Annotated in this window: 14 protein-coding genes; 5 read left to right on the top strand and 9 right to left on the bottom strand. The window is 50.2% G+C overall.

Annotation, left to right across the window (positions count from 1 at the left end; translation table 11 throughout):
• Nucleotides 1-111 precede the first annotated feature (111 nt).
• Both AC4QZR_RS12725 and AC4QZR_RS12720 read left to right on the top strand, forming a co-directional pair.
• On the top strand, nt 112-543 hold the full coding sequence (locus tag AC4QZR_RS12725; protein WP_494481241.1) for a hypothetical protein: 432 nt from the start codon (nt 112-114) through the stop codon (nt 541-543).
• Nucleotides 544-1,122: 579 nt separating this feature from the next.
• A complete protein-coding gene (locus AC4QZR_RS12720; protein ID WP_494481240.1) occupies nt 1,123-1,518 on the top strand; it encodes a GtrA family protein in 396 nt (131 codons plus the stop codon).
• Here the strand turns inward: AC4QZR_RS12720 and AC4QZR_RS12715 are convergent.
• The gene (locus tag AC4QZR_RS12715) at nt 1,515-3,137 is read right to left on the bottom strand and encodes a glycosyltransferase family 39 protein (RefSeq protein WP_494481239.1); all 1,623 of its coding nucleotides are present in this window, start codon (nt 3,135-3,137) and stop codon (nt 1,515-1,517) included. The genes AC4QZR_RS12720 and AC4QZR_RS12715 overlap by 4 nt on opposite strands.
• An 86-nt stretch (nt 3,138-3,223) precedes the next feature.
• On the opposite strand from AC4QZR_RS12715, the gene AC4QZR_RS12710 reads away from it, so the two are divergent.
• Both AC4QZR_RS12710 and aspS read left to right on the top strand, forming a co-directional pair.
• The gene (locus AC4QZR_RS12710) at nt 3,224-4,129 is read left to right on the top strand and encodes a glycerophosphodiester phosphodiesterase (protein WP_494481238.1); all 906 of its coding nucleotides are present in this window, start codon (nt 3,224-3,226) and stop codon (nt 4,127-4,129) included.
• A 255-nt stretch (nt 4,130-4,384) separates the two neighbouring features.
• Complete coding sequence (gene aspS / locus AC4QZR_RS12705) at nt 4,385-6,142, top strand: aspartate--tRNA ligase (protein WP_494481237.1); 1,758 nt, start codon at nt 4,385-4,387, stop codon at nt 6,140-6,142.
• A 754-nt stretch (nt 6,143-6,896) separates the two neighbouring features.
• Here aspS and AC4QZR_RS12700 read toward each other — a convergent pair.
• From AC4QZR_RS12700 to AC4QZR_RS12680, 5 genes are all read right to left on the bottom strand, one after another.
• Nucleotides 6,897-8,288, bottom strand: a complete 1,392-nt coding sequence (locus tag AC4QZR_RS12700; protein WP_494481236.1) for an NADH-quinone oxidoreductase subunit N — start codon at nt 8,286-8,288, stop codon at nt 6,897-6,899.
• 28 nt (nt 8,289-8,316) lie between these two features.
• A complete protein-coding gene (locus tag AC4QZR_RS12695) occupies nt 8,317-9,777 on the bottom strand; it encodes a complex I subunit 4 family protein (protein ID WP_494481235.1) in 1,461 nt (486 codons plus the stop codon).
• Between the two features lie 12 nt (nt 9,778-9,789).
• Nucleotides 9,790-11,751: an NADH-quinone oxidoreductase subunit L gene (nuoL, locus tag AC4QZR_RS12690; RefSeq protein WP_494481234.1), complete on the bottom strand. Its 1,962-nt coding sequence runs from the start codon at nt 11,749-11,751 to the stop codon at nt 9,790-9,792.
• 46 nt (nt 11,752-11,797) lie between these two features.
• Nucleotides 11,798-12,127 (bottom strand): NADH-quinone oxidoreductase subunit NuoK, encoded by a 330-nt coding sequence (nuoK, locus tag AC4QZR_RS12685; RefSeq protein WP_188502252.1) that lies wholly within the window; start codon nt 12,125-12,127, stop codon nt 11,798-11,800.
• Nucleotides 12,128-12,379: 252 nt separating this feature from the next.
• Nucleotides 12,380-12,580, bottom strand: coding sequence for a hypothetical protein (locus AC4QZR_RS12680; protein ID WP_494481233.1), 201 nt, complete (start codon nt 12,578-12,580; stop codon nt 12,380-12,382).
• Here AC4QZR_RS12680 and AC4QZR_RS12675 point away from each other — a divergent pair.
• Nucleotides 12,567-13,505, top strand: a complete 939-nt coding sequence (locus tag AC4QZR_RS12675; protein WP_494481232.1) for a DUF6929 family protein — start codon at nt 12,567-12,569, stop codon at nt 13,503-13,505. The genes AC4QZR_RS12680 and AC4QZR_RS12675 overlap by 14 nt on opposite strands.
• Before the next feature lie 57 nt (nt 13,506-13,562).
• On the opposite strand, the gene AC4QZR_RS12670 is transcribed toward AC4QZR_RS12675, so the two are convergent.
• The 3 genes from AC4QZR_RS12670 to nuoH all read right to left on the bottom strand — a co-directional run bounded on the left by AC4QZR_RS12670 (nt 13,563) and on the right by nuoH (nt 15,730).
• Entirely contained in the window at nt 13,563-14,081 is a 519-nt protein-coding gene (locus AC4QZR_RS12670) for an NADH-quinone oxidoreductase subunit J family protein (protein WP_253402101.1), read from the bottom strand.
• A gap of 4 nt (nt 14,082-14,085) precedes the next feature.
• A complete protein-coding gene (locus AC4QZR_RS12665) occupies nt 14,086-14,595 on the bottom strand; it encodes a NuoI/complex I 23 kDa subunit family protein (protein WP_494481231.1) in 510 nt (169 codons plus the stop codon).
• A 73-nt stretch (nt 14,596-14,668) separates the two neighbouring features.
• On the bottom strand, nt 14,669-15,730 hold the full coding sequence (gene nuoH, locus AC4QZR_RS12660; protein WP_494481230.1) for an NADH-quinone oxidoreductase subunit NuoH: 1,062 nt from the start codon (nt 15,728-15,730) through the stop codon (nt 14,669-14,671).
• Nucleotide 15,731 lies beyond the last annotated feature (1 nt).

The raw sequence follows: 15,731 nt of genomic DNA, 5'->3' as shown, positions 1-15,731 counted from the left end.
ACCTTGCGGGTTTATATCTTCTGTAGGTGGATGACGTTAGAAAAGTAACAGCTGGACACAACCGTATAATTCCAGCTGCCTGAAATTAAGTATCATCTCAACGTAAAAGCTATGTTAGGAAACATCATCAACAGTGTAAAAGGGCAGCTGACCGGCGAGCTGCAAGACAAATTCAAGCTAGACCCGCAGCAGGCCAATCAGTCGGTAGACCTGGCCCAGAACCATGTGGAGGAGGGACTGAAAAAAGAAGCCTCGGGTGGAGATGCCGGGGGCATTATGAATATGCTCAAAGGGCAGAAGTCGCCGCAGGACAGCCCGGCCATGAACGGTATGATTCAGAAGTACCTGGGTGACCTGACCTCTAAAGTAGGCATACCGGAGTCGGTGGCACAGCAGGTAGCTCCCTTCGTGGTGTCGTTTCTGATGAATAAAATCGGCAGCAACGTCAACAGCCAATCCGATATCATGGGTATGTTGGGCGGTGGCCTGACAGATAAGTTGCCAAAAGGGATGGGAGACAAACTAGGCGGGCTCTTTAAATAATTAACCCATAGCCTGTAAATAAGAGAAGCCATACCTAGCAGGTATGGCTTCTCTTTGGTTGTGTTGTTGTGCTTTTTGGTTGCATTTGGCAACTTACTTACATCTCACCTTAAACAAGTATGCCTATAATTGCCGGAGCGGGGAGCTCCTAGCAATGCTTTTAAATTGATATTCAGAGTTATAGCGCGTGGCTTTGCATGGTTAACATCCTAACCAAACCTTACGCTAAAAAGTTTACTGTAGCTTAAAGAAATGCGGTAACGACTTTAGCAGGCCAACGGATAGGTAACTTTGCACTGCCTTCGTGATTGTAGCGCAAAGATAACATAAAATTTCATTGGAGGCCTGATCAGTTACCAGGAGGGCGGTTTCCCCGACCGAGGTGATGTAGAGATTCACCCATGCCCTACGAAATAAGGAATTGTAACTGATATATCAAAATATACTATACAAATAGCCGCTTTTACTCGACCAACCCAGCAGTCTTCTCAACAGAATAGATTTGTCACTATCTACTAAAGTGCTTAATTTTGTATGCTATTTTGCAAGTTAAATCAGTTGTAGATTCCAACTGCCGGCATGTCCGAAGGTATAAGCGCGCTCTTTCTTAAATTCCTGAAGTTTGGTCTGGTAGGCTTTACAGGGCTCATCATTGATTTTGGTGTTACTTTTCTAGCCAAGGAAAGGCTGCGCTGGAACAAATATGTAGCCAACAGCCTGGGCTTTGTACTGGCCAGCATCAACAACTACATCCTCAACCGCCTCTGGACCTTCCACAGTCACGACCCTGAAATAGGCTGGCAATTTTCCAAGTTCCTGCTAGTGGCCGTGGCCGGTGTGATCATTAACAACCTGATCATATACCTGCTCACCGAAAAAGTGAAACTCAACTTCTACGTTTCCAAATTCATCGCCATCGTACTGGTCTTCATCTGGAACTTCCTGCTCAACTACCTCTATACCTTCACCCGCTAGTTCTGGCCCTGTATGCGGTAGATGCGCACATGCTCGTCTTTGTGCACGCGCGGGTTGAGGAAGTGCAGCACCCGGTCATAGAGCGAAGGCGTAATGGTTGTTTCCAACTCTAGCCTAGGGTAATGGCTGTGGATGCGCTGCATACGCTCTTCCATGTCTTTCTGGCCCACCACCACCACATAGTCCGGCTGGTAAGGGTATAGGCTGAGCTCCGTTTGCAGACTGTCCAGCGACTTTTCTCCGTTCAGGCTGTAGGTCATCGCAAAATCCTTTGGAAGCGGCTTACCGGCTTTATATTCGTCCCAGTCGCGCTTTTCGTTAAAGTGGTACTCGTGAAACTCTGCAGCCAGCCGGTTGAGGTAATATAGCGGCGGCTGTTTCATGGATGAGTTGCCAAACTCGAGCAATACGGCGTCCATGTCCTGCTTCTCCGATAGGTATACGAGCGGCGCAATACGGCTTTTTTTGGTATAAGTGAATGACATCGCCACGGCCACCACGATGTTGATAATCCAGAAGAAGGCCCAGCTGGCGGCTAGTAGCTTCTTGCGACCCTGCCAGAATTTGGCGGTACGCACGAAGTCCTGCCAGCCGATGACGCCCAAAATCATGATGAGCGGGAAGAGTGGTAGAATGAAGCGCTCCTGCTTGTTCGGGAAAAGGGAGTGCACCACAAAGAATAGCAGTCCGCCCCAGAAGAGCATTGGCGCCAACCTTGCCGTGCGGCTGTAGCCCAGCAGCAAGTATACGCTGATGGGTGGCACCATGAAGCCAAGGATGGTCAGTAGGAAACGGTATACCGGTCCGGTGCTATAGTTGTAGGCATTGTCGGCGTTGTAGAAGAAGTAAGTAATGACCGAGTGGAAAGGGTAATCGAAGAAGATCAGGTCGATTGTGCCCTGAACGAGCGTTGCCATCAGCAGGAAACCCAGCACCAGCCAGGCGAGTTCTTTCCACTGGCGGCGGTATAGCAATACAAAGCCGGCGCCCACGGCAAAAAGGACCGTGTGGTAACGCAGCACAAATGCCAGCGCAAACAATGCCCCCGCCCATAGGTAGTGCAGGTTCTTTTTCCGGTCGTCCTGCTTCAACATGAAATAGAAAGCGGCCAGGTATGGCGGAATGCACACCATCTCGACCAGATTGCGCACACTCATAAAAGGCATAAACCACATCAGCGCCAGCATCAGCCCCACAATACGGGCGTTCGCCTGGTTTGAAAGGCGCTCCGTGATCTTGTAGCTATAATACACGATCAGCAGGGAGTACAGCCCGTGCAGCACACGCACAATGGTCATCTTGGTATCCGGATTGGTGATGCCCACACTCTCCATCAGGTAAAACAGACCATAGTGTATACCTGCATAAAACATGCTGTGGCGCGGCGGCAAAGGCTCGTGCAACCACGAAGGCAAGCCATAGAGCCAGTGCTGCGCAATCGTAATCACGTCGAAGTGGTCGTCGTGAAAAGCAAAGCCCTTCGAAAAGAAAGCAGCCACCATGCGGATGACGAAGGCGATCAGCATGATGAGCGACAGCGGTACCATCAGCCGGTTATGGACGCCGACCTGATCAGCCGTCGTGAGCTTTTCGGGGGCAGTTTGAGGAGAGAAAGACATAAGGCAGTTTTCTAGAATATGGATTGGCCTATGATTTTTTAAAAAAATCCGTTCCAAAGTTACAGGATATACACTTAAGTTTGTGTATGAATTTGACTGAGCCGAAACAGAAAGCATCATTTCTGACCCGTAGGAGTACCTCCTTGTTGATTCTGGTGTTAGGTATAGCAGCGCTCTCGTTGGGACTATACAATATTCTGCAGCCCGAGTCAGGCATTTATTCCCGCAACATTCTAGTGATGGGCCATGCCGGTTCCGGCTTTTTCTCTCCTCTCAACCCTTACAATCCGCTGCCCGCCAACAGCATGGCGTCAATTACCCAAGCCATGGAAGAAGATGGAGCCGACGGGGTAGAGGTGGATGTGCATGTGAGCCAGGACGGCGTGCCGATTCTCTACCATGACAACACGCTGGAAACGATGAGCGAAGGGACAGGCGTCATCGCAGAATTGCCTGCCGGGAAAGTAGTGGGGCTCAGGTATAGGGGCGGCCCGCTCTACGACTTATTCCACAGCGAGAAGATCATCACGATGGAGGCTATGCTGCAGCGTTTCCAGACCTATCCGGTACTGCCCTACCTGCACATCGACATCCGGAACCACGACCCGAACCGGAATAACTTCTACGCTCAATCGGTCTTGGAACTGCTTCGTAAATATGAATACCCTATTGAGAAACTGGCCTTTATTTTTAATGATCCGGGTATACTTCATGCGGTGCGCGAACTGGAACCGGAGGCTATGCTGATGCTAGATGCCGGCGAGGACTTCGACCTGGCGGCACAGCAGGCGCTGGACAACAAACTGCACGGCGTGACCGCTAATGGCAAGCACGTGAGCCGGGAGCAACTGCTGCGCGCAAGGGCGCAGGGTTTGCAGGTGGTGCTGTTTGGAGGTAAATCGAAAGGAAGCATCGCCAACATGCTGGAGCTGGAGCCCGACGCCATACAGGTCAATAACGTGAAGCGCATGCGTTCGCTATTGGGCAGCTAATAGGCCTAAATTTAGCCTACCAACATCATCAGCAGTGCGAGCAGTATTACTGCCAGGGCGATGTTTCGGAAGGTGAACAAATTGCGGTTCATGATGAGGATTCTTGTTACAAGCGATTTCAGCTACAGGTATAATAACGTAATCAGGTAAAATTGAGATTAGCCTTGCAAGATTATACCTCCTCTGGCCTTGTTTTCGAGGCATGGCAGTGAAACAATTATTACTTTTGCACTATATCATAACAAAACGAAATCTATGCTCCGGACACATACTTGCGGCGAACTAAGAATAGACAATGTAGGCGAAGAGGTTATACTGACAGGCTGGGTACAGCGTCTGCGCGACAAGGGCGGTATGCTCTGGATTGACTTGCGCGACCGCTATGGCATCACGCAGCTCACCTTCGAAGACGGTGTAACGTCGGCTCACCTTTTTGAGGCGGCCCGTGGGCTCGGCCGTGAGTACGTGATCAGGGTGGTAGGCAAAGTGATTGAGCGCTACTCCAAGAACGACAAGATCCCGACCGGCGACATCGAGATTCATGCGACTAAAATAGAGGTACTCAATGCTGCCAAGTTGCCTCCGTTCATGATCGAGGACGAGACGGACGGTGGCGACGACCTACGCATGAAGTACCGCTACCTCGACCTACGCCGTACGCCTGTGCGCCGCAACCTGGAGCTGCGCCACCAGATGATGCGCTCCGTGCGAGCTTATCTCGACGAGCATTATTTCATTGAAGTAGAAACACCGGTGCTGATCAAGTCGACGCCGGAAGGTGCTCGCGACTTTGTGGTGCCAAGCCGTATGAACCCAGGTGAGTTCTACGCCCTGCCTCAGTCGCCACAAACCTTCAAGCAATTGTTGATGGTTTCTGGTTTCGATAAATACTACCAGATCGTGAAGTGCTTCCGCGATGAAGACTTGCGTGCCGACCGTCAGCCGGAGTTCACCCAGATCGACTGCGAACTTTCTTTCGTGACGCAGGAAGATATCCTGAACACGTTCGAAGGCCTGATTCGTCACCTGTTTCTGAAAGTGAAAGGTGTGAACATCGACAAACTGCCACGCATGACGTATGCCGACGCGATGAAGTTCTATGGCTCCGACAAGCCGGATACGCGCTTCGAGATGCGATTTGTGGAGCTGAACCCGCTGGTAAAGAACAAAGGCTTCAAAGTATTTGATGATGCCGAGCTGGTAGTAGGTATAAACGCCAAAGGTGCCGCTAGCTATACCCGTAAGCAACTCGACGAACTGACTGATTTCGTAAAGCGTCCGCAGATCGGAGCAACCGGTTTGGTATATGCCCGCGTGCAGGAAGACGGCACTGTAAAGTCATCGGTTGACAAGTTCTATACCTCAGAAGACCTGCAGGAATGGGCAACAGCCTTCAATGCCGAGCCTGGTGACCTGCTACTGGTGTTGGCCGGCGGTAAAGATAAAACCCGCAAGGCTCTGAACGAGCTTCGTCTGGAGATGGGCGAGCGCCTTGGTTTGCGTGATAAGAACGTATTCTCGCCGTTGTGGGTAGTTGATTTCCCGTTATTGGAGTGGGACGAAGACAGCAACCGCTACCATGCCATGCACCACCCGTTCACGTCGCCGAAGCCAGAGGATCTCGAACTGATCGATGACCGTCCGGGTGACATTCGCGCCAATGCTTACGACATGGTAATAAATGGGGTAGAAGTTGGTGGTGGTTCCATCCGTATCCACGACCGTCGTCTGCAGGAGCAGATGTTCCGATTGTTGGGCTTCTCTAACGACGAGGCTAAGGCACAGTTCGGCTTCCTGATGGATGCTTTCGAATACGGAGCGCCGCCACATGGTGGCATCGCCTTCGGCTTCGACCGCCTCTGCTCGCTCTTCGGCGGTTCTGACTCCATTCGTGACTACATCGCCTTCCCGAAAAATAATTCAGGCCGCGATGTAATGATCGACGCACCATCTCCGATTGCCGATGCGCAGCTGGATGAACTGCATATTAAAATGAAGCACCTACCGTCGTAAGGTATAGGTATACAGAATTAAGGAAAGGCTGCCCGTAAGGGCAGCCTTTTTTTGTCTGAATCTTTATATAGGGCCCCTACCCCCACGGATTGACAGGATTCTGGTGCATGATTCTCTTCCCCCTAACCGATTCTTTATCGAAGGCTCCTACCTACAAGGGTCATTTTTCTGCTTCTGCTTTCCGTTCTGTCATCCTGAAAGGATCTTGGTAGAGAATAGGAAAGGCTGTCACTATAACACACCCCTGCCCCTCTCAAGAGGGGAATTTTGCAGCTACTTCTTTATTTGCAGCTACTTCTTTAAAGGTATAAGTGTTGTAGTTGGAGCAACAGCTTTGCCAAACCGGGTCAAACCACCCCTAACCCTCCTTATCCAAGGAGGGGAGTCTGTAACTGCCAACTCGCAGGTATAAGCTTTGTAGCACACACCACTGGCAGGTATAGTAAGACTAACTTGCCCCGGAAACAACGAAGCAAATCACACTTGCCAAGTGCACCTTTGGCGCTCCACTGTTCGAGCGTTCAGCGAGTTTGGGGAGTCTTGAATTTTTTGCTTACTGGGGGTAGGGGCCCTCGATTTTTGTGTCAAGACAAAAAGTGAGTGCCCGCCGCACAGGCGAAGCTATAACACAATTCAGATTGCTATACCTATAAGCGCTGCTACGCCGGTTAGGTATGGAAATCAGTATAGGTAAAAATAAAAAAGCGACTGCCCTTCTACAGAGCAGCCGCTTCCTATATTCCTAAGCTATACCTTACAACACACCACTTAACAAAGCAGGCGCTATACCTAGCAGAATCGTCAGGGCAGAGATGATAATCAGCATAACATTGATAAAGCTGGTGCTCTGGATTGGTGTATGCTCTTCCGCAACAGGGTGCAGGTACATGGCAATCACTACACGGAAATAGTAGTAGATACCCACAGCAGCCAGAATCACGGCTACTACAATCAGCCACATCATATCAGGATTTTCGATCAGGGCAGAGAACACAAAGAACTTACCGAAGAAGCCCGCTGTGAGTGGTATACCTCCCAGCGACATCATGGCCACTGTTACCGCAAAGGCCATCAATGGATTGGTTTTGCCCAAACCGTTGAAAGCTTCATAATTCTCGCTACCACGCTGTTTCGCTACGAGGTGCAGCACACCAAAAGCGGCGATAGAAGCAGTGGAGTAGGCGAACGAGTAGAATAGGATAGCAGAAGTAGAGAAATTGTTAAAGGCAAGCAGCGTCATCAGCAGGTAACCTGCGTGCGAGATACTGGAGTAAGCCAGCATACGCTTCATGCTTTGCTGCACCACCGCGCCTACGTTACCAATCAGGAGCGAGAGTACGATGATGGCCACCAGCGTTGGCATCCAGGCCGGATAAGAAGCGGCAAAAGCAGCGTCCATCAGCTTGTAGAAAGCCGCAACACCAGCAGTTTTCACGACGGTTGACATGTAAGCTGTCCACACCGTTGGCGTACCTTCGTACACGTCAGGTGTCCAGAAGTGGAAAGGGGCAGCGGAGATTTTAAAAGAGATACCGATGATGATAATTAGCACGCCCAGCATGAACATTACGTTATTCATACCTTCCGTACCCATGGCTTCAGCTGAACCAGCAATTTCTGAAATGTTGAAGGTACCCGTCGCGCCGTATACCATCACAATACCGAACAGCATAACGCCTGTAAAGAAAGAACCCATCAGGAAGTACTTCAGGGCAGCTTCCGCAGAGCGCATACTTCTCTTGTCACTACCGGCCAGCACGTACATCGCAATCGAGAGAATCTCTATACCTATGAACAGCATCAGCATGTTGTTGTAGCTCACCATCATGATGGCGCCTACCAGCGAGAACAGAATCAGGGCGTAAAGCTCACCTATGTTTTCGTCGTTGCGGGTAATGTAGTGCTGCGTGAATGGGAGGATCAGGAGCGTTGAAAGTACCATGATACCTGTGAAAGCCACCGCGTAATTGTCGATGGTAATCATGTTATCAAAGTAGCTCTTGGTATCGTTCCAGTCGAGTAGGTTGATGCCGAACACGATCGCCAAAAACAGCAGCGACAGCGGCAACAGGATTCTTTTAGATTTCAGGAAACCTACGAAAAGGTTGATAATCCCAAATCCAGATAGAAGTATAATCGAAATCATGTCGTTTATTATCGTTTCTTTTTGCGGACTATCTATTGATAATGCTCAGCAGCTGTCCAACCGCAGGCTCTGAAATGCTCAGGAAAGTGTTCGGGAACAAACCAATCCAGAAGACCATGATCACCAAAGGAATCAAAACAGCTTTCTCATGGAAGGTCAGGTCAGCGAAGCCCTCGGTAGCCTCTGACTTTGTGCCGAACATTACGCCTTGGAACATACGCAGCATGTATACCGCTGCCAGAATAATGGTCAGGCCAGCCACAGCGCCGAAGTAATAGTTGTACTGGAACACGCTTGACAGCAACAGGAACTCACCAATGAAGCCGTTAGTTAGCGGAAGCGCCACAGAACCCATCAACAGAATCAGGAACATGATCGAAAGTGCTGGCGTGGTCTGGGTGATACCGCCCAGGCTGGCAATCTCTCGTGTGTTCGTTCTGCGGAAGATGATGTCGATGATGAAGAACAGGCCCACTACGTTGATACCATGGCTCAGCATTTGAATCATACCGCCTTGCAAGCCTTGCTCGTTCAGGGTAAAGATACCCGCCGAAATCAGGCCCACGTGCGCGATTGATGAGTAAGCGATCAGGCGCTTGAGATCGTGCTGACGAATAGCAATGATAGAACCGTAAATGATGCCGATGATAGACAGCACCAGCACCGTGTCAGCCCACTCGCTTACACCAAGCGGCACAACAGGCAGTAACCAGCGGAGCACACCATAGATACCCATTTTCAGCATGATACCAGCCAGCAACATCGTTGCCTGTGTAGGTGACTCGGTATAGGTATCCGGCTGCCAGGTATGGAACGGGAAAACCGGCATTTTGATGGCGAAAGCGAGGAACAGGAACCAGAAAATCCAGCTCTGCGTCGCGCTGTCCAGCGTTAGTTGGTAGAACGCGTTCACATTAGAAGAGTGCGCCGCCAGCTCTGTGCCAGCCGTCTGGAAGTACAGGTATACGAAAGCGGCCAGCATGAAGAGCGAACCGAAAATCGTATACACAAAGAACTTGAACGTAACCGGAATCCTGCGTGCGCCGCCCCAAATGGCTGCGATAAAGTAAATCGGGATAAGTGCCACTTCCCAGAAGAAGTAGAACAGGAAAGCGTCCATGGCCACAAACACACCAGTCAGGCCCGTCTGCATAAACAGCACCAGCGCATAGAACACGTGCGGGTTCTTGTAGTCGTGCTTGAAAGATGAAAGGACGATCAATGGCACCAGGAAGGCAGTCAGGAGCACCATCAGGAGGCTGATGCCGTCCATGCCAATGCTGAAGCCTATACCTGCGCGCTCTACCCACGGTATATCGAGGGCGAACTGTGTGGTGGCATCCGGAACAAAGTTTACAGTTGCAAACAGGGCAATGGCAAACTCAACTAGCGTTGCTATAAAAGCCACTTTCTTGGCACCTTCGCCTTTTATAAGCAGCACCAGCAGTGCAGCTAGGGCAGGCCAGAAAAGTAATAGAGCTGTAATCATCTTCTTAGAACCTTAACCGATAAAGAAGTTTAAAAATAGAATCAGAACGATGCTGGCCACCATCACAAACACATAGAAGCCAGTGACGCCACTCTGTGTCAGGCGCAACACGCGGCCGCTTACCATCACCAGTTTGCCGAAGCCATTTACAATTCCGTCTACCACTACCACGTCCACGAAGCGGTGCAGGGCAGTAGACAGCGCCATGACAGGGCGCACAAACACAGTGTCGTAAATTTCGTCGATGTAGTATTTGTTGTAGATCAGGTTGTGGATAGGAGACAGGCGCGTTCCTTCCGGAGCCGGCACTGTTTCTTTCTTCACATACATAATGTAGGCAATGATAATCGCGATAACTGCCACTGCTACCGAAACTGCCATCAGGATGTATTCTGTAGCATGATCAATGTGCGGCGCTTCCATGGCGGCTCCGTTGGCACGGCGGGCCAGGTCATAAATAGGTGCCAGGAAATTACCCAGCGTATGCGTGTCGCTGAAAACGGCTGGCAGACCAATGAAACCACCTATAGTGGAAAGAATGGCTAGTACAATCAGCGGAATGGTCATGGAAGATGGCGACTCGTGCAGGTGCGAACGCTGCGCTTCTGTGCCACGGAATTTGCCGAAGAACGTCAGGAACAGAAGGCGGAACATGTAGAAAGCCGTCATAAACGAAGCTAACAGGCCCCCAACCCACATGAGCTTGTTGTGCTCAAACACATGCGCCAGTAACTCGTCTTTCGAGAAGAAACCAGCAAATGGCGGTATACCTGAAATAGCGAGTGTACCGATCAGGAACGTAATGAACGTAACCGGCAACCATTTGCGCAGGCCACCCATGTTACGGATATCCTGTTCGTTGCTCACGGCATGAATCACTGAACCAGCACCCAAAAACAGCAATGCTTTGAAGAAAGCATGTGTGAGTACGTGGAAGATAGAAGAAGAGAAGGCCATCACACCCAGCGCCAGGAACATAAAGCCCAACTGCGAAACGGTAGAGTAAGCCAATACTTTCTTGATGTCATTCTGTGCCAAGCCAATGGTAGCGGCCACCAGGGCAGTTATCAGACCAATGATGGCGATAAACTCCATGGTAGTCGGGGCCAGCACATAAAGCACATTCGAACGAATCACCATGTAGATACCTGCCGTCACCATGGTAGCGGCGTGGATCAGGGCAGAAACCGGTGTAGGACCCGCCATCGCATCCGGAAGCCACGTAAAGAGCGGCAACTGTGCACTTTTACCCATCGCGCCTACAAATAGCAGCATGGTAATGGCAATCATCACACCACTGTCGGTCAGGCCCGACATCTGCGAGGCAGACAGGAACACCTCCGGGAAGCTCACGCTGCCGAAAGTGATGAAGATCAGGAAGATAGCCAACAGGAAGCCCAGGTCACCGATACGGTTCATGATAAAGGCTTTCTTGGCGGCGTTGTTATAGTTGTGGTTCTTGTTCCAGAAGCCGATCAGCAGGTATGAGCAGAGGCCCACGCCTTCCCAGCCCACGAACATCATCACGTAGTTAGAGCCCATCACCAGCACCAGCATCGAGAACATGAACAGGTTAAGGTAGGCGAAGAACTTGCCGTAACCTTCGTCGTGGCTCATGTAACCGGCCGAGTACACATGGATCAGGAAACCTATACCTGTCACCATCAGCAACATCAGCAGGGTGAGCTGGTCAATCATGAACGAGAAACCGATCTCGAGGCTACCTACCGTGAACCAGTTGTAGAGGTCGACGATGTAAGGGCGGCTGCCATTGGAAGTGAAGTCGATGAACAAGTATACCGAGATCAGGAACGAGGCCAGCACCGTGCCGGAGCCCAGCAGACCTACAAGGGCCTTGGGCAATTTGCGGTTGCCAAGTCCGTTAATCAGAAAGCCGATGAACGGCAGGAGCGGAACAAGCAAACACAGCAGCGCCATTTCCTGGTTGTTGAAGGGCATTACTACTTCTTGCATTTAGCGTATGATTTAGTTAAGCTATTCAGATTAATTAGGTGCGCGGCTACCACTTCAGGTAGTTCATCAGTTGCACATCAGTCGAGCGGATATTGCGGTAAATCATCACGATGATGGCCAGACCAACCGTTACTTCTGCCGCTGCCACTGCCATGATGAAGAACACAAAGATTTGTCCGTTCGGGTCAGAGCGGTAAGACGACAGCGCGACCATCAGGAGGTTCACAGCGTTGAGCATCAGCTCTACACACATGAAAATGACAATAGCGTTTCGTCTAGTAAGAACCCCGATCACACCAATGGCGAACAGGGCCGTGCTGAAGTAGAGGTAAAATTCTAGCGGGATGGTTCTGATTACATCAGGCATTTGGTTCATCGTCTGAGTGGCTGAACGTATTACTGGTAAATTACAATTCTGGAATCAAGTCGCAAAGTTATCCCCATTTTTGTAAAATCCATAACATATTTCTAATCTTCTTAGGTGGATTTCGTCAAATGTAGTCTTCCCAAAAGATTTATATTTTTAAAGCTGTCTGGTGCCCGGTGTTATGGCTTGTTCTATACCTTGCGCGGGCTTTTGCGTAGGTATAAATTCACTGGCTAAATTGGTTTTTGTAAACTTGTATGGCTATCGATGGATGCTCTTCATGCGTTCGTTCTCAATAAAGCCACCGCTGCTATACCTTATTTTGTGTTCAATTTCTATGAATCGATATTTTGGTTTCTTATACTTCGCCCTGCTGTCTTTGCCGTTGCTCTCCTGCCAGCAGCCTTCCGCTCTCTTAAGCAGCGAGTCCGCTCTACCTGAACGCACTATGAAAGCTAACATTACACAAACTTTGCACTATGACAACGTGCCTTCTGCCTCGGGCCTCGAGATGTTGGGCGACCACTACTACGTTGTCGGAGATGATTCACCTTACCTGTACCGCCTGGATAAAGACTTTCGGTTGGAATCGCAGGAGGCTATTTTTGACACGACGGGTTTTGGCAGTGGCCGGATTGCCAAAGATGAAAAAGTAGACCTGGAAGGTCTGACGCTCCTGCAGCACCAGGGCAAGCCATACCTGTTGATGATGGGTTCCGGCTCAGCGCCCGCCCGCCGCAAAGCCTACCTCTACAACATCTGCGGCGATGACATCTGCCGGGAAGGAGCGGGGGTACACAGCGCCAGAACAATCGATCTTGACAAACTCTATCAACAACTCGAGCAGGAAGCGGATACCTTGGGCGGAAGTTTGCTCAACATTGAAGGTGTAGCGGCAGGTCATGGCAAGCTATACCTGTTGCAGCGCGCCATCGGCACAGGCCAGAACGTCCTGATTTCTTACCGTCTGTCGGAGTTTATACCTTTTCTGTTGGGAGAAAACGGAACGCAACTGCCGCAATCTGAGATCAGTTACTTCCGCCTTCCGGGCCTAAAAAATATGCAGGCCGGCTTTTCAGGCGCCTATGTCTATGACGACAAGTTGTTTTTCACCGCTTCCCTGGAAGACACCAACAATGCCTACGCGGACGGCGAAGTGCTCGGCAGTTACATCGGTTATATCCCTTTCACGTGGGTCGGCAAGCAAGACACGCTACAGATTCCCACAACGCCTATTCTGCAAGCTGATGGCACTCCCTATACAGGCAAAGCGGAATCCATGGTGGTGCAGAAGCGGGAAGGAAAGGGCAGGTATCGGCTGGTGGTAGTATCAGATGATGATAGGGGCGGGTCGGAGTTGTTGGAGGTGATGTTGAGTGTGGAGTAACAAAAAAGCCAGCACTTCTCAGCACTGGCTTTCTCTATCTCTTAAGCTATACCTCAATTAGAAGTTCTGTTCTCCCGTTTCCCGCTTACCAATCATCACGGCACCTACCATGGATACTAAAAACAGCACGGCTACTAACTGGAATGGCAGCATGTATTTCGTGAAGAGCACTTTGCCCAGGTTTTCCACCATACCTACCTGCGAATTGTACGTCGCAGGATCCGGGTGACCGAGCGTCACATCTTTCAGAGCGGCTACTACAACTGTAAACAGCAAACCGCCCGCCACTGTACCTGCTATTTTGGCCAGCACATTTCGCTTAATGGTTCCTTCCACATTTTTACCTGTGTTGATGAACATCAGAACGAACAGGAAGAGTACCATGATGGCACCTGCATAAACGATAATGTTCACTGCTGCCAGAAACTGGGCATTCAGCAGGATGTAGTGTGCTGAAATGGTGAAGAATGTTAGAATCAGGAAAATAACGCTGTACACGGGGTTTTTTGAAATCACAACCATGATGGCGCAAAGCAGCGTCAGCGAAGCAAAGAAGAAAAACAGACTTTCTGTCATCAGATTATTTGGTTTCAGTGGTTTTTAACGGTTCTACCAGACGGTCTTTGCCGTAAATAAATTCTTCGCGCTCGTAACGGGCTGGCGCAAGTTTGTCGTCCTGCAGGAAGATCGCCGCTTTCGGGCAAGCCTCTTCGCAGAGTCCGCAGAAAATACAGCGCAACATGTTTACCTCGTAGGTCACGGCGTACTTTTCCTCGCGGTACAGGTGCTCTTCGCCTTTCTTGCGCTCCCCAGCCGTCATCGTAATGGCTTCGGCAGGGCAGGCCACGGCGCACAGGCCACAGGCCGTGCAACGCTCAGCACCGTTTTCGTCGCGCTTCAGCACGTGCAAACCGCGCCATACGTCGCTACGCTGACGTGTTTCCTCCGGGTAGTTTATCGTTGCTTTCTTCTTGAAGAAGTGCTTTATCGTAATGCCCAAACCTTGCGCGATTGCAGGCAGGTACATGCGCTCAGAGAGGGTCATCTCCTTCTGCGCTACGTTCTTACTTCTATTTGATAATGGTTCCATTGTATCTCGATTATGATTGCTGACTATGCCGTCTGTCTATAACAGCGCGTGGCCCAGCAGCATTCAAATGTCGTTATCCGTTTGTAAAATATTCGTAGATTAGAATGCCACCGCCCGTAAGCAGGATATTCAGAATTGCCAGCGGGATCAGGATGTTCCAGCCCAGCTTCATCAACTGGTCGTAGCGGAAACGCGGCAATGTCCAGCGTACCCACATGAAGAAGAAGATGAAAGCAAAGATCTTGGCAAACATCACCGCAACACCTATGATCGTCACTACGTTGTTGCCCAGCACAGGATCATCAAACGTATTGCGCAGGTTCTCCATGAACGGGAAATTATACGCACCGAAGTACAGCGTGGACATCACAGCTGATACCACAAAAATGTTGATATATTCCGCAAACAGGTACATACCTAGTTTCATCGAGCTGTACTCCGTGTGGTAACCGCCAATTAGTTCAGCTTCCGATTCTGGTAAGTCGAATGGTGTTCTGTTCGTCTCAGCAAAGGCGCAGATCAGGAAAATCAGGAAGCCTAACGGCTGGTACCAGATGTTCCAGTTAAAGCCGGTTTGCTGTTCTGCAATTACTTTCAGCGACAGAGAGCCGCTCAGCATCAGCACCGCAATCAGCGACAGTCCCATGGCCAGTTCGTACGAGATGTTCTGCGACGCGGCACGGATAGCACCCAGCAGCGAGAACTTGTTGTTCGAAGCCCAACCACCAATCATCAGACCGTACACACCCAGCGACACCACACCAAAAATGTAGAGTATACCGATGTTCACGTCAATGGCAATCAGGTCAAACGATGTCTCGCCTAAAATTAGCGTGTCACCGAACGGAATAACCGCACTTGACATAGCTGCCACCAGCATCGCTATACCTGGCCCAAGGATAAAGAGCATTTTGTTCGCTTTGGCAGGTATAAATTCTTCTTTGAAGAACAGTTTACCCGCATCGGCCAGCGGCTGCAGCAAACCCATCGGACCTGCTCTGTTCGGGCCCACACGGTCCTGAATAAAAGCGGCGATTTTACGCTCAAAGTAAGTCGAGTAGGTCGCAATCAGTAACGAAATACCGAAAATGGCCAGAATGTAGATGCCTTTGTATATCAGAAGTACAGAATCCATG

This window comes from Pontibacter sp. YIM B11418 (assembly GCF_059278805.1).
Note: the sequence above shows the minus strand (reverse complement) of the source record. Positions and strands in the feature narration are given on the sequence as shown.

Excerpts from the sequence above, each read along its gene's own strand:
- AC4QZR_RS12725 (WP_494481241.1), top strand. The coding sequence starts at position 112 with ATGTTAGGAAACATCATCAACAGTGTAAAAGGGCAGCTGACCGGCGAG.
- AC4QZR_RS12720 (WP_494481240.1), top strand. The coding sequence starts at position 1,123 with ATGTCCGAAGGTATAAGCGCGCTCTTTCTTAAATTCCTGAAGTTTGGT.
- AC4QZR_RS12715 (WP_494481239.1), bottom strand. The coding sequence starts at position 3,137 with ATGTCTTTCTCTCCTCAAACTGCCCCCGAAAAGCTCACGACGGCTGAT.
- AC4QZR_RS12710 (WP_494481238.1), top strand. The coding sequence starts at position 3,224 with ATGAATTTGACTGAGCCGAAACAGAAAGCATCATTTCTGACCCGTAGG.
- aspS (WP_494481237.1), top strand. The coding sequence starts at position 4,385 with ATGCTCCGGACACATACTTGCGGCGAACTAAGAATAGACAATGTAGGC.
- AC4QZR_RS12700 (WP_494481236.1), bottom strand. The coding sequence starts at position 8,288 with ATGATTTCGATTATACTTCTATCTGGATTTGGGATTATCAACCTTTTC.
- AC4QZR_RS12695 (WP_494481235.1), bottom strand. The coding sequence starts at position 9,777 with ATGATTACAGCTCTATTACTTTTCTGGCCTGCCCTAGCTGCACTGCTG.
- nuoL (WP_494481234.1), bottom strand. The coding sequence starts at position 11,751 with ATGCAAGAAGTAGTAATGCCCTTCAACAACCAGGAAATGGCGCTGCTG.
- nuoK (WP_188502252.1), bottom strand. The coding sequence starts at position 12,127 with ATGAACCAAATGCCTGATGTAATCAGAACCATCCCGCTAGAATTTTAC.
- AC4QZR_RS12675 (WP_494481232.1), top strand. The coding sequence starts at position 12,567 with ATGAAAGCTAACATTACACAAACTTTGCACTATGACAACGTGCCTTCT.
- AC4QZR_RS12680 (WP_494481233.1), bottom strand. The coding sequence starts at position 12,580 with ATGTTAGCTTTCATAGTGCGTTCAGGTAGAGCGGACTCGCTGCTTAAG.
- AC4QZR_RS12670 (WP_253402101.1), bottom strand. The coding sequence starts at position 14,081 with ATGACAGAAAGTCTGTTTTTCTTCTTTGCTTCGCTGACGCTGCTTTGC.
- AC4QZR_RS12665 (WP_494481231.1), bottom strand. The coding sequence starts at position 14,595 with ATGGAACCATTATCAAATAGAAGTAAGAACGTAGCGCAGAAGGAGATG.
- nuoH (WP_494481230.1), bottom strand. The coding sequence starts at position 15,730 with ATGGATTCTGTACTTCTGATATACAAAGGCATCTACATTCTGGCCATT.